The organism is Corynebacterium sp. LaCa54 (genome assembly GCF_046717495.1).
Taxonomy (GTDB): domain Bacteria; phylum Actinomycetota; class Actinomycetes; order Mycobacteriales; family Mycobacteriaceae; genus Corynebacterium; species Corynebacterium kefirresidentii.
Map to the genome: position 1 here is coordinate 1,324,740 of NZ_CP177115.1, position 18,229 is coordinate 1,342,968.

The window sequence follows — 18,229 nt, forward strand, 5'->3', positions numbered from 1 at the left end:
CGATATTAAATGCCGGCGTTCTCGCCATTGGTCAGCAGGGTAAACAGCACCGCCATGCGGGCGTGCACGCCGTTGTGTACCTGCTGCAAGACGGCGGTTTTATCCAGATCAGCCACGCCATAGTTGATCTCCATGCCGCGCAGCATAGGGCCAGGGTGCATGACAATGGCGTCCTTATGCATGGCCGCCGCGCGGTCCTTGGACAAGCCAAAGAGGTTGGCGTACTCGCGGTGGGATGGGAAGAAGCCGCCATTCATGCGCTCTTGCTGCACGCGCAGCATCATGACCACATCGGCCTCGGCAATCTCTGCATCAAAGTCATAGGACACGCGCACCGGCCAATTCTCTACCCCGAAGGGCATGAGCGTAGCTGGCCCTACGAGGGTTACCTCTGCACCCAGGGTATTGAGCAAATCCACGTTGGAGCGCACCACGCGCGAGTGCAGGCAATCGCCCACAATTTTCACTTTGAGACCGGCAAAGCCTTGCTCGCCCTGCAAGCCGAGACGTTGCCGCATGGTTACCGCATCCAGCAGCGCCTGCGTTGGGTGCTGGTGGGCGCCGTCGCCCGCGTTAATAACGGATGGGCCCTTGCCCTCAGGGGCTACCCACTGAGCCAGCTGCTGCGGGGCGCCAGAAGAAGGGTGGCGCATAATAATGGCGTCTGCACCAATAGCGGCCAAGGTAAGGCCAGTGTCTTTGAGAGACTCACCCTTTTTCACTGAAGAAGTAGAGGCAGAAAGGTTAATCACATCTGCAGACATCCACTTGCCGGCCGTTTCAAAGGAGGAACGGGTGCGAGTGGAGTTTTCATAAAAAAGCGTATAGATAGTACGCCCGCGCAAGGTAGGAAGCTTTTTAACTTCGCGCCCCTCGAGAGCCTCGCGGAAGCGATCCGCTTCATCCATCAGGCCGATAATTTCAGACTTATCGAGCTCCGCCATATCGATGAGGTGCTTCATGGTTATGCCTCCCCCTTCTCAGTGCCTGCGGCATCGAGGTTGACGGCGGCTCGGGTCAGCACGACTGCGTCTCGACCGTCAATCTCATTGTTATATACGGTGACGTCTTCTTCTCGCGCGGTAGGCAGGTTTTTGCCCACATAATCTGCGCGGATGGGAACTTCGCGGTGGCCGCGGTCTACCAGAACTGCGAGCTGGATAATATCGGGCCGGCCAACGTCGCTTAGCGCATCAAGGGCGGCGCGAATCGTGCGGCCGGAATACAAAACATCATCAACCAGGATGACAATCGCGTTATCGATACCGCCGGTAGGAATGGTGGTGGGTTGCAATGCGCGATGCGGCTTATTGAGCAAATCATCGCGGTAGAGGGTGATATCGAGGGAGCCCCATGGGACTTCTACCCCGGAAAATTCTGCGATCTTAAGTGCAAGACGCTGTGCTAGCGGCACGCCACCAGAGGGAATGCCAAGCAGAATGACCCGCGGAGCCTCCGCGGAATCGAGCGCCGTTTTCTCAATGATCTGGTGCGCGATGCGTGCAACGGTACGCGAGACATCATCGGAGCTTAAAAGCTCCAATTGTTTCGCGGTAGCGTTAGTTTCACTCATCGTGACCTCCTTCCCCGCCTCACGGTGCGGTCTTTAAAGGATGCCGATAGATGGTCTCAAAAGTGTCTATGGTGTTAGACACAAGATACTTTAGCACTCCACCCGCCATTCGGGTGAGGCAACCCAGAAAGGTACTTCGACGGTGAGTTTTTCCGCACAGCACGTAGTCCCTGCTCCCCGCACAGATGTCTGGGCCTGGCATACCCGCCCAGGAGCTCTCACCCGGCTCAATCCCGCGTTCGCCTTTATGACCCCAGTACAGCAAGCACAGAGCCTGGGTGATGGCACTTCGATTCTGCGCTTGCCTGGCGGCCTGCAGTGCAGGGCGCAGCATGTGTTGTCTCGCTACCAGGAGGGCTATTCCTTTAGTGATGAATGCGTCAATTCCCCACTGCGCCAGCTGACTCAGTGGCGCCACACCCACACCTTCGCCGAGGACCCAGCCGGTACCCGGGTGACGGATGAGGTGGACACGCGCGTTCCTTCCGCCGCATTGAAATCAGTCTTTGCTTATCGTCAGCATCAGCTGATTGAAGACTTTGCCTCTTCAAGCGGCTGCGCGATGCAGGACTTAATACCCGACCATTGACCATTGCGATGACAGGTTCGCGCGGCAGTGTGGGCACGGCGCTTACTGCGCAGCTACGTACCGCCGGCCATACAGTGATCCAGCTCGTGCGTGGTAAGGCGGGCAGTGGCCAGCGCCACTGGAATACCAACCTCCCCGATCCGCACTTGCTAGATGGCGTGGACGTCGTCGTCCACCTTGCGGGCGAGCCCATCTTCGGCCGTTTTAATGAGGAACACAAGGCTGCCATTCGGGATTCCCGCGTGGGCCCTACCCGGAGCTTGGCTCGCATCGCCGGCGAATCGCCATCCGTAAAGGCCATGGTGTGCGCCTCTGCTATCGGCTTTTATGGCGCAAACCGGGGCGAGGAAGTCTTAACTGAGGACTCCGAACCGGGAGAGGGATTCTTAGCCGATGTCGTGCGCCAGTGGGAGGACGCCTGCGAACCCGCCCGCGCAGCGGGCACCCGCGTAGTCAATATCCGCACCGGCATTGCCATGTCAGGCGGCTCCGGCCTACTGCCGCTGCTGCGAGCCCTCTTCTCCACCGGACTGGGTGGCCCCTTTGGCGATGGCAAATTCTGGTTTAGCTGGGTTGCTATCGATGACCTTACGGATGCCTATTTCCGCGCCATCGTGGATGATTCGCTTTCCGGCCCGGTCAATGCGGCCTCCCCCAACCCGGTCCTAAATAAGGAGTTCGTTGCTGCATTGGGCAAAGAGCTCCACCGGCCGGCTATTGTGCCCGTGCCCTCCTTTGGTCCTGCGCTCTTGCTCGGGCGCGAGGGCGCCCAGGAGTTAGCCTTGGCGGAACAGCGCGTAGCACCCTCCGTGCTCACCGAGCTCGGTCATAGCTTCCGCTACTCCACTATCGACGCCGCCTTGGCGCATGAGCTGGGTGGCGAAAGCCTCTGCTAGTTGCGGGCCACTCCCCGTGGACGCCCCAGACACTTTTGGCGCAGCGCCACCGGAACGCGACGCAATTTGTCGGTCAGCCAAAGGTTGTGGGCAGTGATTCACCTTCGCAGTTCGTTGCGGCAACACGCACGTACTGCACCACCCTGATATAACTTCCGAGCAAGACCTGCGGTGTTCTTCTCCTGCCGGAAAGCACGGGCGTAGTTAGGTAGGCTGGGAAGGGTTGACCTTAACCCCGATTAGTACATGGATTGAGACTGTTTAAGTGTCTGAAGAACCAACCCTGTATCCCGATACGCCGGTAGAGCCCGTTACTCTCGAGCGTATTGGTGAGATTTTTGAGTCCGAAAACCTCGAGTACCGCCTAGAAGAGCAGCCTGTAGGCGAGGACGAGACCGTACGTATCCTGCGTACCGGCTTTTCCAATGTTGCCATTGCTATGCAGGTTCGCGATGACGTCCTCGTCGCCGATTCTGTGTGGCGCGGCAACGTCCCTTCTTCTGAAGGACCGAGCCTGCTGATGGTTCTCAACCAGTGGAACCAGCAGCACTTTGCACCGACCCTGCGCTTTTTCGAGTCCGCAGAAAACAACCTCGCGGTCTCCGGTGTACGCGAAATTAATGTGGCACACGGCCTATCCCGGAACCAGATTGGTTCCTTTGTGATGTCCACCCTGGACTCTATGCTGCAGTCCTTCGCCTTCGTCGAGGAACATTACCCACAGCTCGTCACCTGGGAGGAGCACAACCATGACTAATGCATCTACGGAAAATAACCTGCCAGAAATCAGCCTGGACCGCGTTATCGAGACAATGCGTACCTTCGATATTGAGCTGACCACAATGGACGCTGATATCGACGCAGCCACCGCTAACCTCAATGGCCTGCCCACCATGTTCGCGGTACTAGACTCCGTCGTTATCGTTCGTTGCGACGTGCCTACCGACGCCGCCTATTCCAAGGCCGACGCTGGCCTATTTCTGGCTGCAAACCAGATCAACTCGGTAGCTTTCGGAGCGCGCGCGGTTATCTCAGAGCACGATGACATGCTCGTCGTGCGCACCGAGCGCGATATCCCCGCTGCCGCTGGTATGAATGACGAGCAGCTGCAGGCGGCCTTAAAATCTGCAGTAGACGGCGTAATCCGCGGGCAGGACGCCATGGTCTCTGCAGCGGAGGAAATGGCCAAGCTTGGCTCCGAAACTGCTGGCAAGGCCGGCGCGGAAGGCAATAACTCGGGTGCTGGAGATGCCACGAGTTAACTAGGCCTACCAAGAATCAAGCTCCCTTAACCTGCCATTCCTCATGTGGGAATGGTGGGCAGAAAGGGAGCTTTTCTTGTGCACATTTTCTGGCGGATTCTAGGCGTCGAGAATGCGCTGGCGTTCTTCTTCTGGATCAAAATCCGGTGCGGGCCACGATAGCTCTAGGTGGCGCAGCGCGTCGACAATGAGGAACTTCAATGCCATGCGGGCGTACTTCTTATTATCTGTGGGGATGACGTACCACGGTGCCCAGATCTCATCCGTTCGGCGAATGGCATCTTCATAAGCAGCCATGTACTCGTCCCAGTATCCGCGCTCCTCAATATCGGATGGGTCGTATTTCCAATATTTGTCCTCGCGTTCGGTGCGCTCCAGCAAGTTTTCTTTTTGGAACTGTGGAGAGATATGCAGGAATATCTTTAAAATCTTGACGTTTTTGCCGGCAAGTTCCTGCTCATAGTCCCAGATGGCTGCAAAACGGCGGTCCACTTCGTCTTCGTCTACCCATTTATGCACCCGCTGGATGAGCACATCTTCATAATGGGAGCGGTCGAAGGCCACAATCTGGCCCGGCACGGGGTCATGTTTGCGAATGCGCCACAAAAAGTCGTGCTCCAGCTCCTCCTCTGTCGGCTTACCAAAGCCGACAGTTTTGGTGCCCTGCGGGTCAAAGGCCGAAAAGACATTACGAATGGCGCCGCCTTTGCCGGAGGTATCCATGCCTTGCAAAACCACCAGCAATGACGGCGCATTTTCTTCATGTGCGCGGCCATTAGCAAAAAGACGCTCTTGTAGCTCATAAAGCTCTTCGTCGTAATGCGCAAAGCGAGCGGCAAGGTCGTTCTTAGAGCCGCTAAACCCCGGCGTGCCGGCAGGGTCTACATCAGCGAGGCGGAAATTCTTCCCTGCCCTCAGGCCCAGTGCATCATGAATCTTGAATTTGCCCATGCCTGCCATGGTACAAAAATACCGCCCGCAGCCAGCCTGGTATTTCAACCAAGCCAGCCGCGGACGGAAAATGGCTCACGCTAAAGGGCGCGGCTACTACTCGCCGGTATTACTGGGCCGAGCCTTCCACTGTTTCGGAATCCTCATCAGTAGCGGCTGTGTTGCTCGCAGTCTCTGCTGATTCGGCCGAGGGTACAGCGTCCGTCGTGTCTTCAGCCGCAGCAGTATCGTGCCCGTCTTCTTCTAGGCCCTGGTGTTCTGCAGACATTGGGCTTTCGGCGGAGCGGGACTGGGCCACATCGTCCAATACCGCGTGGATATACGGTGCTGCCTGCTCATTGGAGTACTGAGAGGCGATTTCTACGCCTTCTACTACAGCCGTGGCAGTAGGAACATCCGGATTGAAGAGCAGTTCCCAGACCGAAACGCGCAGGATAGCGCGATCTACTGCAGGAATGCGGTGTAGCTCCCAGTCCTCGGAAAGGTAGCGAGCGATAGTCTCATCGATGACATCAAGCTCTTCCGCTGCTCCCTTGATAATGACCTTGGTGTACTCGGCAATCGGCGCTACCGCATTGCGATCTTCGCGCGCCAATGCGATGCGGTCCTCCACGATGGCTACGGGATCGATGTCTCGATTCTCAGCCTCGTATAGGATGTCCGCGGCGCGGCGACGTGCGCGGTAGCGCGCGGTGTGCCGCTTGTAGTTAATGTCGCGCTTAGGGGTGTTATCAGACACAGCCAGATGCCCTAGTTGTTGACGCGGGAAAGGTACTCACCGGTGCGGGTATCGATCTTGAGAACATTGCCGATCTCGATAAACAGCGGAACCTGGATCTCCGCGCCGGTCTCCAAGGTGGCAGGCTTAGTGCCGCCGGAGGAACGGTCACCCTGCAGGCCAGGCTCGGTGTGCTCGACCTTGAGGTCTACGGAAATAGGCAGCTCTGCGAACAGCGCCTCATCCTCGTAGAAGGAAACCTGTACGCGCATGTTCTCCAGCAGGAAGCGAGCGGCATCGCCAAACTTCTCCGGCGGGAGCTCGAACTGCTCAAAGGTCTTCTCATCCATGACGACGTAGCTGGTGCCATCGTTGTAGAGGTAGGTCATATCGCGGCGGTCCACGGTAGCGGTCTCTACCTTCACGCCTGCGTTCCAGGTCTTGTCCACGGTCTTGCCGGAGACAACATCCTTAAGCTTGGTACGCACGAAGGCTGGGCCCTTGCCCGGCTTTACGTGCTGGAACTCAACGATCTGCATCAGTTTGTTGTCGATCTTCAGAACGAGGCCGTTCTTGAAATCAGTAGTATCAGCCATTGCGGTTAAACTCCCGAAATTGTGGACTAAAGGTTGAAAACAATGATCAAGCCTACCGGACAACTGCCTTTCGGGGTATTACTGGTCCCCCATTTCCGCCCCACACTTCTGCCCTATCTTGGCTAAAAGAGAAACTTCCGCAGCTTGTGACCATACGCAGCAGGTGGAGAACAGACACGTAATGGTTTTTATCCAACGATAACTGGCTGTACGGTACAGTCTTGCCGTATTAATTTTTCACATTTCTACCAAGGATTTTTGCGATGCCTTTCAAGAAGCTTTCTGCTGTGGCTACCGTGACTGGCGCAGCTTTAGCAGCACTTAGCGCTCCCCAAGCATTGGCGGCGGATGCCCAAACCGTGATGTTCGGCGATTCTATCTTCGCTAACCCTACCTATGGCCAGATCGGGACAACCTCCAGCCTGTCCCCCGCAGCAGACACTGCTCTCTCGTCTGCTACCCATGGCATTGAAGACACCCCGGGTGCACCTTCCCCGCAGGGCTGCCCGCAGGGTCACAGCAATGTAGGCCGCGAACTGGAGCGGGTTTCTGGCCAGCACGTAGCCAATTACGCCTGTTCTGCCGCGAAAGCCGCCGGCCAGTCGCACCGCAAGGACTTCGAGGAGCAGATAAACGGGGCCATTGCCAATAACGATCTCAATGGTGCGACCAAGAATGTTTTGATTCAGTTCGGCGCCAACGACCTCCAGGAAATTTTGCGGCCATCGCTGTCTTCCGCCAATCCTTATTTTGACGGCATGAAGCGTTCCATCCAGCGCGTCCGTCAGGCCGCGCCTCATGCGCACATCACCGTGGTAGGGTATCCCGCCATCTCCGCCCGTAACGGCGCTGTATGCCCAATACGCACGTCTGCGCCGGGTTCCACCGACGCCGGTTTTAATCTGGATTATGCAGGCCTAGTGCGCACCGGCGAGGACCAAGTCAATAGCGCGATGTACAAGGCAGCACGTGCCAACGGTGTCCAGTACTACGACCTACGCGCCGATTCCATCAACCATGGCATGTGTGCGCCGGATAGCACGCGCTGGATTTCCGGTAAGTGGGAGTACTCCGTACCGCACAACCTTTTCAACCACCTCACGCACCTAGGCAACCGCAACGTCGCCCAGCTGCTCAACTCCAAGGTGCTCAGCCACTAGGCAGGTAGCTCGATGAACTCCTTCGTCGCGGCGGTGATGATCTTCGGCGCGCCATCGGTAATGATAAGAGTATCTTCAATGCGCACACCGCCCTTGCCAGGCACGTAAATGCCCGGCTCGATGGTCAAGGTCATGCCCGCGGCCAGTTCGCCCTTCCCGGACTGGGCGGCGAAGGGCGCCTCGTGTACGTCGAGGCCTACTCCGTGGCCAGTCGAGTGCACAAAGTACTCGCCATAGCCGGCGGCGGAAATAATGTCGCGGCAAGCTGCGTCGACGTCGGCAAGCTTAGCGCCCGGCACCGACGCTGCCACGCCCGCTTTCTGGGCGCGTAGCACCACATCATAAATTTCCTTAGCAAAGTCATTCGCCGCGCCCACGACGTAAGTGCGCGTGCAATCGGAATTGAACCCGCGCAGATGCGCACCGAAGTCGATGGTCACCAAATCTCCGTCCTCGATGACCCGATCGTCCGCACCATGGTGTGGCATGGCCGAATTGGGACCGGAAGCGACGATGGTATCGAAGCTCACCCGCTCCGAGCCGAGCATGCGCATCCGGTACTCCAAATCGGCAGCCACCTGGCGCTCCGTGCGGCCGGCACGCAGCTCGCCTGCGGCCAGGAGATCCTCCAGCGCCTGATTAGCCAGCGCGGCAATTTCCTCCAGCTTTTCCAGCTCGAGTGAGTCTTTAAACAGCCGAATGTCTTCAATCACGCCAGTAACAGGGACCAAGGTGACTGACTCTGGGGCCGAATCTTCAAGTTCCTTCAATTCAGATACCGTCAGATAGTCTGCCTCAAAGCCCACGCGGACCGGTCCTTGCACATCGGCGAATTGCTGCAGGAGCACCTTACCTACAGCGCGCCCCTGAATAGCTTCCAGATCAGGGACCTCGCGGGAAATCTGCGTGGTGTAGCGGCCGTCGGTAGCAACCTGCGCGGAAAGATCCTTGCGCAAGAGCAGACCACCATTGGAGCCGGAAAACCCCGAAAGATAACGCACATGCGTGAGGTGGGTTACTAAAACGGCATCGATGCGCTGGCTGGCTAGTGTCGCGGCAAGCTTGCGGCGCCGGTCACTAAAGCGGGTATCTGCCAAAGCCATGATTTAATCCTCCTGGGTTGACTGCGGTGTTGAAAGTATTCACCCAGTATATCGACCTTGCCACCGCGGTCGGGCCGTTTTCTTTCTGCCCGGACGCCACGAAGCCCAGTGGGACGCTTCTATTGGCAGAGGTAGTCCACTGCCGCAACGTAACCAAAGACCCCCAAGCCAGCAATCACACCGCGGGCAATCGGACTGAGGTAGGAGTGATGGCGGAAGGGCTCGCGCGCATGCACATTGGAAATATGTACTTCAACGAATCCGGCTCCCTCCGCCACTTCAGCCAGGGCATCGCGCAAAGCCACCGAGGTATGGGTAAACCCGCCAGGGTTGATAATCACGGGATGGCCCGCATCCGCGGCGGCATGTACCTTCTCAATGAGCTCGCCCTCATGGTTGGATTGAAAACATTCCACCTCTACCCCGTGTTCGGCGGCACGAGAGGCAATCATGCGCTCCACATCGGCCAAGGTGGTTGAGCCGTAGACATCCGGTTGTCGCTTTCCCAAGCGGTTTAAGTTCGGGCCGTTGAGAACAATAATCTTCATCTTCTACTCCGAAATCGCGGCGTAGGCCGCCTCGAGCTCGTCCAAGTCAGGGCCTTCCAGGCGGGTGGCCTCCCCCACCCCGGTCAAGGCCACAAACCGGATTTTTCCGTCCCTATTCTTCTTATCATGGGTCATGGCCTCATACAGGTCGGCGAAATGGCCTGCCTTATACCGCGTGGGAAGCCCAATGCTGTGCAGGATCCGGCGGTGCTTTTCCACCAGTTGAGCGTCAATGAGGCCGCGGGAATGCGACAGGTGGGCGATAAACATCATGCCCACTGCCACCGCGTTGCCATGGCGCCATTCGTAGTTCTCATGGCGCTCCACAGCATGGCCAAAGGTGTGGCCGTAGTTCAGCGTTTCGCGCATACCTGACTCTTTCAAGTCCTGGCTTACCACGGCGGCTTTTACTGCAATGGAGCGCTCTATTAATTCTGGCAAGAAGCCCTGCGGGTCCACGCAGGCCCCAGGGTTGTCCTCATAGCGTTCCAGAATTACCGGGTCATGGATGAAACCAGTTTTGATAATCTCTGCCGAACCGGCAACGATTTCCGCCGCAGGCAGGGTGTCAAGGCGGTCTAGGTCCACAAAGACGGAATTCGGCTCGTGAAAGGCGCCGACAAGATTCTTCCCGGCCGCCGTATTGATGCCGGTTTTGCCGCCCACGGCGGCATCAACCATGGCCAATAGCGTGGTAGGCACCTGGAGAATCTTGATGCCACGCATCCACCCAGCCGCCACAAACCCCGCCATATCGGTGGTGGCACCACCGCCTAGGCCGATGATGACGTCACGCCGGTTAAAGCCGTTCTCCCCCAGCTTGTCCCATACACCGCCAACGACGCTGAGCTGCTTGGCCGCCTCAGCATCGGGAACCTCAATGAGCACGGGCACGACCCCCTGGGTCCCAACGAGTTCCGCTAGGTGCTCGGCGGCGGCGCGCAGCGGCGGTTGGAAGACAATGCCTGCCCGGCTAGCGCCAATCTCCGCGCAGCGCTGCGCGATGTCTTCATTGAGACCGGCGCCAATGCGAACTTTATAAGGCTGCGGTCCATTAACGGCAATGGTGGGCATGGTGGTCCTTTCCGTTCGCCGCCGAGGCAGTGTGGCGAGGAACAAGTACGAGCGCAGCGGGCAGCTAAAGGGTATCGAGGAAACCGAGAATATCGCCTACTACCTGCTGCGGGGTTCGGGTATCTGTGCGCACTCGATAATCGGCAACCTCCTGGTAATACGGGCGCCGCACGTCCACTAGGTTTCGGTAATGTTCGAGGGGGTCAGCGGCTGCAAGAACCGGCCGATTGCTATCACCGGAGGTGCGCCTTGCTCCTTCTTCAGGGGAAATATCCAAAAAAATTACCGTGTGCCGCTCCAGGAGGTCACGAGTGGACTCCGTGAGCACTGCCCCGCCGCCGAGACTTACGACCCCATCGGTACGCAACGCGGCCGCAACGTGTTGCGCTTCAAGCGCACGGAAGTCCTGCTCACCGAGCTCGCTAAAGACTTCCCCGCAAGGCTTTGCTTGTGCCTGTTCAATAAGGTGGTCAGAGTCAGTAAATTCACAGCTCAGGGCATGGGATAGGCGGCGGCCAAGTGTGGATTTACCCGCGCCTGGCGGGCCAACCAAAACAACGCGTGGTCGGGGTTGGCCCGTAACGGCGGTTGGGGTGGTCATAACTTACTCCTGGTCAAAAGCAAGGCGGTCCGAAACGTATCTATCATACGCGGCAATAGCCTGAGAGGTTTCTTCGAGGCTATCTCCGCCGAATTTCTCAAGCACAGCGCGCGCAAGAACAAGGGCAACCATGGCTTCTGCTACGACGCCGGCCGCCGGAACCGCGCAGACATCGGAGCGCTGGTGAATGGCAGTTGCCTCGGCGCCGGATTCCATATCAATGGTGCGCAATGCGCGCGGGACGGTAGAGATTGGTTTCATCGCCGCCCGCACACGAAGCTGCTGCCCATTAGTCATGCCGCCTTCGAGGCCACCTGCGCGATTGGTGAGGCGGGAAACGCCCTCAGCGGTACGCACCATTTCATCGTGAGCAGCGGAGCCGCGCCGACGAGCCTCTGCGAAGCCATCACCGATTTCCACTCCTTTGATAGCCTGAATGCCCATCAAAGCGCTGGCTAATTGCGCATCCAAACGGTCATCGCCGGAAATGTGCGAGCCCAGTCCAATAGGCAGGCCATCTACCACGACTTCGACGATGCCGCCCAAGGTATCGCCTTGTTTCTTGGCGGTTTCGATTTCTGCAATCATGGAGGCCTCTGCCTCCTTATCACAGGCGCGCACGGGTGAATCATCGATAGCCTCGATGTCCGCGAACGCCGGCGCAGGGCCCTCATAAGGCTCAGAAGCCCCAATAGAAATGACGTGGGAGAGTACCTCGATGCCGAGGGTCTCGCGCAGGAAGTTGCGCGCGACGGTAGCGGCAGCCACACGCGCTGCAGTCTCACGCGCGGAGGAACGCTCTAGAATGGGGCGCGCTTCACTATGGCGGTATTTCACCATTCCGGCAAAATCCGCGTGGCCTGGACGCGGCCTAGTCAGGGCTGCACCTCGTCCAGAATTCATGGCCTGTATATTTTCTTCATCGTCCATATCCAGTGGATCGGCCGACATGATGGTGGTCCACTTCGGCCACTCCGTATTGCCAATCATTATGGCAATAGGGCTACCCAGAGTCAGCCCGTGGCGGACTCCGCCCAGCACGGTAACCTCATCAGCCTCAAACTTCATGCGGGCGCCACGGCCGTAGCCAAGGCGGCGCCGGGAAAGCTGATGCGAAATATCGGCGCGGGTAATTGGGACCCCGGCGGGCATGTGCTCCAGCAGAGAAATAAGAGCCTGGCCGTGGGATTCACCTGCAGTAGTCCAACGAAGCATGCGGGTATTATCGCACGATGAGGCCAATCCGGTATGAACTTGGCCCCGCAATATATTCTTCCACCCCCTCAAAAAGGGTAAACACAAGCCACGACGAGTGCCGCCGCCAATAACATCGCGGGGCCATGCGCGCTTTCTTTCTGCCCAGCACACACAGACCAGACGAACGTTAACAGGGACGCGCAGCCGCTCGCCGCCACCACCCCTATGAACCCAGCAGCATGCCCTACCAGCATCCCTAAGGGCACGGCCAGCTTAATATCGCCGCCGCCCACCCCTGTATGGGCCAGCCCAAGCACGAGATATATCCCCGGCCACCACAGCCCGCCCCAGTTGGCAAGTACAAGTGACAACGCAGCGGCTGGCAGCGTCAACCAGTCGGGCAAGCGGCGATGCCGAAAGTCCCACCAAGACAGTGCCGCGGCCCAAAGGCAATAAACAATTCCCCCAAAGATCAACACGGGACTTAGAGTAAAGCGAGGTACCGCCTAGCGCTCGAGGCTTCCACTCAGAGGGCGAATTGTGCAGCGTGAGCCAGACGCGAAGGATAGCCCGCACTTGTCCAGGCCTCGTTTTATTTGACAGTTTGCGACCGCCGCTGCAATTCCTCATTCAATGCATTTAGCATCTCTTCCCGCGGTGCGGCCACCCCGGTAAATTGCTCGAACTGGCTAAATGCTTGATATGCGAGCATGACATGTCCGCCGACGGACTTGTACCCGTTGGCCGCCGCGCACGTGGTCAGCGGCGTGGGCCAGGGATCATAAATGACGTCGAGCACCGGTGCGTGGGCGATGTCGAAGACGCAGTCCTCCACCGCAGCGGCGGGAACGGTGGATACAATGACATCGGCTGCGCGAGACAGTGCAGATAGGTCACCATCGAAACCGGTGAAAGAAAGCTCCAGTCCCAGCTCTTGGGCAAGTGGCCGTAGCTCGGCGCTACGGTCCGAGCGATTGAGCACGGTGACGGTAGACACTCCGCGCTCAGCCAGCGCCCACAAAGCTGGACGCGCTGTGCCCCCAGCTCCAATGAGCATCGCGTGCCGTGCGGGGGAATCCCCCAAAAGTTCTATGAGCGCGCCACGCACGCCTTCGGTGTCGGTATTGTCTGCAAACCACCCTTCTTCTTTACGCACCAGGGTGTTTGCGGAACCTATCAGCTGTGCGCGCTCGCTTACGGTATCCGCAAAGCGGAGGGCGGCGAACTTACCCGGCATGGTGACGGAGAACCCTACGAACTCAGGGGTACTCCCCCTCACCAGATCCGGCAAGCCCTCCGCAGCCGTTTCAAAGCGGGTGTAGTCCCAACCTTCGAGCCCGGCAGCCTCGTAGCCAGCATTGTGGAGCACCGGAGACAGTGAGTGCTCGATGGGGCTACCAAGGACTGCCGCACGTGGCATCGGTTCTACCTCTTCGTGGTTTTGCGACTTTATTTGGCGGGCTGCTCGGCAGCGGCGTCGCCGTTGCCGGAACCAGCGCCCTCCCCTTCGCGCTTGGAGTCAAGCACGCCGGAGCGGATGGCGTCATCAACGCGGCCCAAGTGCTCATCGTAGGTATCGGAGAAGACGGTGGTGCCTTCTTCGTCCACGGTGACAAAGAACTTCCAATTGCCCTCAGCAGGCTGCTCCATGGCCTTGATTGCATCATCCGAAGGAGAAGAAATCGGGGTATCCGGCAGGCCCTCCTTTGCGTAGGTATTCCACGGAGTCTTCTCCTCACGGGCCTTATCGGTGGTGGCCAGCTCAACGTCTTCCAAGCCATAGTTCACGGTGGAGTCAAACTCCAAGCGCATCGGCTCGTCCAGACGGTTGAGGATGACGCGGGCGACCTTGTCGAACTCACCTGCTGGCGCCTCGCGCTCCACTAGGGATGCGGAAGTAAGCAGCTCATAAGGGCTCAGACCGATAGCCTGGGCGCGTTCTTCGATCTTGGTCTCGTTGTAGCGCTTGGTAGAGCGGGTAATGAGGTCCTTCAAAATATCCTTGGCCTCCATATTGGGGTCCAGGACGTACTGGCCTGGAGCGATAAGGCCCTCAATGCGCTTAGGATCGTTGCCGCGCTTGTTGATGGCCTCGAGTGCCCACTGTGGCGCACCCAGCTCAGCAGGATCAGTTTCCGCAGCGACCTTTTCTAAGTCTTCCTTCTTCAGGCAGTTGCCATCGTTGCAGCTGACCTCAGAAATCAAGGAGTAGATGCCATAACGAACGTCTCCACCAACAACCTTGACGTCCTCCAAGGTTGCGCCGCCTTGGACTTCGAGCATGTCGACGCGGTTATTCTTATCCAATAGCGCCTCTACCGCGGCGTTGGCACTCATCTCTTCCTGCAGACGGTAGAAGCCAGGTTGGATTTGGCTTGCGCTATGGTTCATAGACGCAGCAGAGTCAAAGGCGTCTTGGGTCTTGACCACATTCTTTTCCACCAGTGCAGGACCGAGCTCGGACATCGACGAGCCTTCCGGCACCTCCACCAGCTGGGTGGTACCGTTGCCGGTTCCCTCATAATCGGCAGAGGTATTGCCGAGACGGAATCCGATGTAGATAAGGGCACCAAGGATAACGATGATCGACGCAATGATAACGGCAATGCCGCGCTGGCGGCGCTTGACGTGTTTCGGCTCCATCGATCGACCGAGACGTTCTTGATTACGGCTCACTTGTTTTAGTCTCCTGAGTTTGAAGGCTGATCTATTGCATCCCTTGGACGGAGAGCGTTTGCACGCCCGTCCAACCATGTCTGCAATATCTCCACCGCTGCTGCTTGGTCGATGACTTTACGGCCCTTCTTCTCGGACACGCCTGACGCGCGCAGCGCGGTGGTCGCTGCCACGGTAGTCAAACGCTCATCAGCCAAACGTACTGGTGGTGGAACTTTATCCATATTTGCATTTCGATTCAACCGACGGCGGATCCGAAACGCAATTTCTTTAGCATGTTTTACGCTTTTTGAGCCATTTCCCTGCAAATCTCGTGGCAGCCCCACGATGACCTCGACCGCCTCATAAAAATCAATCAATTCTAGGATCCGGTCGATATCACCCTTATCGCGGTCCTTAAACCCGGTTTCGCGGTGAACGGTCTCCACTGGGGTGGCAAGCGTTGCTTCCCTATTGGACACTGCTACGCCGATGCGCACAGTACCGACGTCAAGCGCGAGCCGGCGGCCCTGCCCCGGATCATCAACCCCGGGGATATCTGGTTCCACTTGTGCCACGTTCGAACTCCTACAGGGACTCGAGCATATCCTCGACGGCGGCAAAGCCGCGCTCTGCACCTGCAGCTGAAGAACCGGAGCCCTGGGCCATGTCCGGCTTACCGCCGCCGCGGCCATCAACGTACTGGCCAAATTGCTTGACGACGTCCCCGGACTTCACACCGCGTTCGACGGCCTTGTCGGTGGCTGCCACGATGAACGGGAACTTGCCCTTGTCCTGGGCGCCCAAGACGATGACGGCTTCTTCCTCGCGCAGGCGGTTACGCAGGTCCATAGCCACGGTGCGCAGGTCCCCACCGGTGGTTCCATCCGGCAACGTCAGCGCAATAGCCTTGAAACCATTGATGTCCTTGGCGGCGCCGACAAACTCGGAGGCACGCGCAGCCAGCTGCTGCTTGCGCAGGGTTTCGATTTCCTTTTCTGCTGCCTTGAGCTTCTCAGATAGCTGAGCAATGCGCTCAGGCAGGTCCTCGGTCTGTACCTTAAGCTCGCGGGAGACTCCTTCCACCAATGCGGTTTCCTTGGAGTAGTAACGGAAGGCATCCATACCGGAGTAAGCCTCAATGCGGCGAGCGCCAGAGCCTACGGAAGATTCACCCAGCACGGAAACCGGGCCGATTTCAGCGGAGGATCCCACGTGGGTACCGCCGCATAGCTCGATGGAGAACGGTCCGCCGATTTCTACCACGCGGACTTCCTTGCCGTAGTTCTCACCAAAGAGCGCCATGGCGCCCATGGCCTTAGCCTCTTCCAAGGAGGTCTCGATGGTGTTGACGGCAAAATTGGAGTCAATTGCCTGGTTGGTAATCAAGGCAATTTCTTCCAGCTGGGCCTGGCTGAGCTGTTCGGTGTAGTTGAAGTCAAACCGTAGGTAACCCGGGCGGTTCATAGAACCAGCCTGTACCGCGGTGGGGCCAAGCACCTGGCGCAGTGCGGCGTGAATGAGGTGCGTAGCAGAGTGAGCCTGGGTAGCGCCGTGGCGCCACTGCTCGTCGACGCCCGCCTCAACCGACATGCCCAGGTCTAGGCCGCCAGCCGTAACCGTGGCTTTGTGGACCCACAGCTTCTTGCCAATCTTTTGGACGTCATTGACCTCCAGCAAGGACTCGCCGGCCACAATGCGCCCGCGATCAGCCATCTGGCCGCCCGCCTCGGCATAAAGTGGGGTGTGGTCCAAAATGACCTCGACCTCTTCACCCTCGTGGACTTCATCGACCTTTTCTCCGCCGCGGACAAGGCCGATCACGCGGGCGTCGGAAGTAAGCTCCTCGTAGCCGGTGAAGACGGTGGGGTTATTGTCTACCCAGTCGCGGTAGAGGGAAAGGTCAGTGTGCCCGTGCTTCTTGGCCTGGTTATCGGCCTTGGCGCGGCGGCGCTGCTCACCCATGGCATCGTTGAAGCCATCCATGTCCACCTCAAGGCCCGCTTCCTGGGCCATTTCCAGCGTCAAGTCGATGGGGAAACCATAGGTATCGTGCAACTCAAAGGCCTTCTCACCAGGCAGGACCTTTGCGGTCTTCGCGCGAGAGGTGGACTTGAGCTCCTGCACGGCATCGTCGAAGAGGCGGGTTCCGGACTCCAGAGTCTTGAGGAAGGCCTTTTCTTCGTTGACGGCCACGCGCAGAATGCGCTCACGGTTGTCCGCAATCTCCGGATAAGACGGAGTCATGGTATCCATGACCGTGTTCATGAAGCGCTCCATGGTGGCACCGGTAGCGCCCAGCAGCTTGGCGGAACGGATAATGCGGCGCAGCAGGCGACGCAGGATATATCCGCGGCCCTCATTGCCCGGGGTTACGCCATCCAAGATGAGCATCATGCCGGTGCGGGAGTGGTCCGCTACCACTCGGAAGCGGATATTGTCTTCCTGAGAGGCTTTATCGCCGTAGGTGGCACCGGTAAGTTCCTCAGCTACGTCAATGACTGGACGCAGCAGGTCTGTTTCGTAGACGTTGTCTACGCCCTGCAAAATGCAGGCCACGCGCTCGATGCCAAGGCCAGTATCGATGTTCTTCTTGGGCAGCTCGCCAACGATTTCAAAATTGCCCTTACCAATGCCCTCGCCGCGTTCGTTTTGCATGAAGACCAAGTTCCAGATCTCCATGTAGCGGTTATCATCGGCAATGGGTCCGCCGTCCTTGCCGTACTCAGGACCGCGATCGAAATAAATCTCGGAGCACGGGCCACATGGTCCAGGGATACCCATGGACCAGTAGTTATCCTCCATGCCGAGGCGCTGAATGCGCTCTTCAGGAACGCCAATCTTATCGCGCCAGATTTCGGCGGCCTCATCATCATCCAGGTACACCGTCACCCACAAGCGTTCTGGGTCTAAACCAAAACCGCCCTCCACAACGGAGCGGGTAAGCAAGGTCCAGGCATTGGTGATGGCGCCTTCCTTGAAGTACTGGCCAAAGGAGAAGTTTCCGGCCATCTGGAAGAAGGTGTTGTGGCGGGTGGTAATGCCCACCTCTTCAATATCAAGGGTGCGCACGCACTTCTGAATAGAGGTGGCTAGCCCCTTGGCAAAGGGCGGATTCTGCTGGCCCAGGAAGTAGGGCTTGAATGGAACCATGCCCGCGTTTACGAAAAGCAGGTTAGGGTCATCCAGGATCAGCGAGGCACTTGGTACCGCCTCGTGACCAGAATTGACGAAGTGCTGGGTAAACCGTTCCCGGATCTCATGAGTCTTCACGAGCAACAATCCTAACTGTATGAGCTTTCATCT

At 58.1% G+C, this 18,229-nt stretch carries 18 protein-coding genes and 1 pseudogene; 4 read left to right on the forward strand and 15 right to left on the reverse strand.

Annotated features, from left to right (window positions below):
- Positions 1-5: 5 nt before the first annotated feature.
- Positions 6-962: an aspartate carbamoyltransferase catalytic subunit gene (locus tag ACLI1M_RS06475; RefSeq protein ID WP_086587612.1), complete on the reverse strand. Its 957-nt coding sequence runs from the start codon at positions 960-962 to the stop codon at positions 6-8.
- A gap of 2 nt (positions 963-964) precedes the next feature.
- Entirely contained in the window at positions 965-1,573 is a 609-nt protein-coding gene (gene pyrR, locus ACLI1M_RS06480; RefSeq protein ID WP_049360744.1) for a bifunctional pyr operon transcriptional regulator/uracil phosphoribosyltransferase PyrR, read from the reverse strand.
- A gap of 142 nt (positions 1,574-1,715) precedes the next feature.
- Here pyrR and ACLI1M_RS06485 point away from each other — a divergent pair.
- The 3 genes and pseudogenes from ACLI1M_RS06485 (at position 1,716) to ACLI1M_RS06495 (ending at position 4,320) form a co-directional block, all read left to right on the forward strand.
- Positions 1,716-3,058 (forward strand): annotated as a pseudogene (locus tag ACLI1M_RS06485) (TIGR01777 family oxidoreductase).
- A 265-nt stretch (positions 3,059-3,323) separates the two neighbouring features.
- Positions 3,324-3,815, forward strand: coding sequence for a YbjN domain-containing protein (locus tag ACLI1M_RS06490; protein ID WP_023021470.1), 492 nt, complete (start codon positions 3,324-3,326; stop codon positions 3,813-3,815).
- A complete protein-coding gene (locus tag ACLI1M_RS06495; RefSeq protein WP_248098472.1) occupies positions 3,808-4,320 on the forward strand; it encodes a YbjN domain-containing protein in 513 nt (170 codons plus the stop codon). Before ACLI1M_RS06490 ends, ACLI1M_RS06495 begins: the two co-directional genes overlap by 8 nt.
- A 99-nt stretch (positions 4,321-4,419) precedes the next feature.
- Here ACLI1M_RS06495 and ACLI1M_RS06500 read toward each other — a convergent pair whose 3' ends face one another.
- The 3 genes from ACLI1M_RS06500 to efp form a co-directional block, all read right to left on the reverse strand.
- Positions 4,420-5,271, reverse strand: coding sequence for a PPK2 family polyphosphate kinase (locus tag ACLI1M_RS06500; protein ID WP_248098483.1), 852 nt, complete (start codon positions 5,269-5,271; stop codon positions 4,420-4,422).
- A gap of 109 nt (positions 5,272-5,380) precedes the next feature.
- A complete protein-coding gene (nusB, locus tag ACLI1M_RS06505; RefSeq protein ID WP_248098494.1) occupies positions 5,381-6,010 on the reverse strand; it encodes a transcription antitermination factor NusB in 630 nt (209 codons plus the stop codon).
- Positions 6,011-6,021: 11 nt separating this feature from the next.
- Positions 6,022-6,585: an elongation factor P gene (gene efp / locus ACLI1M_RS06510; protein WP_023021466.1), complete on the reverse strand. Its 564-nt coding sequence runs from the start codon at positions 6,583-6,585 to the stop codon at positions 6,022-6,024.
- Between the two features lie 263 nt (positions 6,586-6,848).
- Between efp and ACLI1M_RS06515 the strand changes: the two genes are divergently transcribed.
- Complete coding sequence (locus ACLI1M_RS06515) at positions 6,849-7,745, forward strand: GDSL-type esterase/lipase family protein (protein ID WP_239207649.1); 897 nt, start codon at positions 6,849-6,851, stop codon at positions 7,743-7,745.
- On the opposite strand, the gene ACLI1M_RS06520 is transcribed toward ACLI1M_RS06515, so the two are convergent.
- The 10 genes from ACLI1M_RS06520 to alaS all read right to left on the reverse strand — a co-directional run bounded on the left by ACLI1M_RS06520 (position 7,742) and on the right by alaS (position 18,196).
- On the reverse strand, positions 7,742-8,848 hold the full coding sequence (locus tag ACLI1M_RS06520) for an aminopeptidase P family protein (protein ID WP_248098498.1): 1,107 nt from the start codon (positions 8,846-8,848) through the stop codon (positions 7,742-7,744). The two genes, ACLI1M_RS06515 and ACLI1M_RS06520, sit on opposite strands and share 4 nt — an antisense overlap.
- A gap of 119 nt (positions 8,849-8,967) precedes the next feature.
- Positions 8,968-9,396 carry a type II 3-dehydroquinate dehydratase gene (gene aroQ, locus ACLI1M_RS06525; protein ID WP_023021463.1) on the reverse strand — a complete coding sequence of 143 codons (429 nt, stop codon included), beginning with the start codon at positions 9,394-9,396 and terminating at the stop codon, positions 8,968-8,970.
- Positions 9,397-9,399: 3 nt separating this feature from the next.
- Entirely contained in the window at positions 9,400-10,470 is a 1,071-nt protein-coding gene (gene aroB / locus ACLI1M_RS06530; protein WP_301732024.1) for a 3-dehydroquinate synthase, read from the reverse strand.
- Between the two features lie 64 nt (positions 10,471-10,534).
- On the reverse strand, positions 10,535-11,071 hold the full coding sequence (locus tag ACLI1M_RS06535) for a shikimate kinase (RefSeq protein ID WP_023021461.1): 537 nt from the start codon (positions 11,069-11,071) through the stop codon (positions 10,535-10,537).
- A gap of 3 nt (positions 11,072-11,074) precedes the next feature.
- A complete protein-coding gene (aroC, locus tag ACLI1M_RS06540; RefSeq protein ID WP_301715716.1) occupies positions 11,075-12,286 on the reverse strand; it encodes a chorismate synthase in 1,212 nt (403 codons plus the stop codon).
- A gap of 68 nt (positions 12,287-12,354) precedes the next feature.
- A complete protein-coding gene (locus tag ACLI1M_RS06545; protein WP_239204059.1) occupies positions 12,355-12,747 on the reverse strand; it encodes a prepilin peptidase in 393 nt (130 codons plus the stop codon).
- Between the two features lie 113 nt (positions 12,748-12,860).
- Positions 12,861-13,688 (reverse strand): shikimate dehydrogenase, encoded by an 828-nt coding sequence (locus ACLI1M_RS06550; RefSeq protein ID WP_259824612.1) that lies wholly within the window; start codon positions 13,686-13,688, stop codon positions 12,861-12,863.
- Positions 13,689-13,717: 29 nt separating this feature from the next.
- Positions 13,718-14,911 (reverse strand): endolytic transglycosylase MltG, encoded by a 1,194-nt coding sequence (gene mltG, locus ACLI1M_RS06555; protein WP_301715783.1) that lies wholly within the window; start codon positions 14,909-14,911, stop codon positions 13,718-13,720.
- A 38-nt stretch (positions 14,912-14,949) separates the two neighbouring features.
- The gene (gene ruvX / locus ACLI1M_RS06560) at positions 14,950-15,501 is read right to left on the reverse strand and encodes a Holliday junction resolvase RuvX (protein WP_023021457.1); all 552 of its coding nucleotides are present in this window, start codon (positions 15,499-15,501) and stop codon (positions 14,950-14,952) included.
- 10 nt (positions 15,502-15,511) lie between these two features.
- Positions 15,512-18,196 carry an alanine--tRNA ligase gene (gene alaS, locus ACLI1M_RS06565; protein ID WP_411706475.1) on the reverse strand — a complete coding sequence of 895 codons (2,685 nt, stop codon included), beginning with the start codon at positions 18,194-18,196 and terminating at the stop codon, positions 15,512-15,514.
- Positions 18,197-18,229 lie beyond the last annotated feature (33 nt).

What these genes read in the sequence shown, in the direction of transcription:
- ACLI1M_RS06550 (WP_259824612.1), bottom strand. Translation starts at nt 13,688, where the DNA reads ATGCCACGTGCGGCAGTCCTTGGTAGCCCCATCGAGCACTCACTGTCT.
- ACLI1M_RS06495 (WP_248098472.1), top strand. Translation starts at nt 3,808, where the DNA reads ATGACTAATGCATCTACGGAAAATAACCTGCCAGAAATCAGCCTGGAC.
- aroQ (WP_023021463.1), bottom strand. Translation starts at nt 9,396, where the DNA reads ATGAAGATTATTGTTCTCAACGGCCCGAACTTAAACCGCTTGGGAAAG.
- aroC (WP_301715716.1), bottom strand. Translation starts at nt 12,286, where the DNA reads ATGCTTCGTTGGACTACTGCAGGTGAATCCCACGGCCAGGCTCTTATT.
- mltG (WP_301715783.1), bottom strand. Translation starts at nt 14,911, where the DNA reads ATGGAGCCGAAACACGTCAAGCGCCGCCAGCGCGGCATTGCCGTTATC.
- efp (WP_023021466.1), bottom strand. Translation starts at nt 6,585, where the DNA reads ATGGCTGATACTACTGATTTCAAGAACGGCCTCGTTCTGAAGATCGAC.
- aroB (WP_301732024.1), bottom strand. Translation starts at nt 10,470, where the DNA reads ATGCCCACCATTGCCGTTAATGGACCGCAGCCTTATAAAGTTCGCATT.
- ACLI1M_RS06475 (WP_086587612.1), bottom strand. Translation starts at nt 962, where the DNA reads ATGAAGCACCTCATCGATATGGCGGAGCTCGATAAGTCTGAAATTATC.
- ACLI1M_RS06500 (WP_248098483.1), bottom strand. Translation starts at nt 5,271, where the DNA reads ATGGGCAAATTCAAGATTCATGATGCACTGGGCCTGAGGGCAGGGAAG.
- pyrR (WP_049360744.1), bottom strand. Translation starts at nt 1,573, where the DNA reads ATGAGTGAAACTAACGCTACCGCGAAACAATTGGAGCTTTTAAGCTCC.
- ACLI1M_RS06535 (WP_023021461.1), bottom strand. Translation starts at nt 11,071, where the DNA reads ATGACCACCCCAACCGCCGTTACGGGCCAACCCCGACCACGCGTTGTT.
- ACLI1M_RS06520 (WP_248098498.1), bottom strand. Translation starts at nt 8,848, where the DNA reads ATGGCTTTGGCAGATACCCGCTTTAGTGACCGGCGCCGCAAGCTTGCC.
- ACLI1M_RS06515 (WP_239207649.1), top strand. Translation starts at nt 6,849, where the DNA reads ATGCCTTTCAAGAAGCTTTCTGCTGTGGCTACCGTGACTGGCGCAGCT.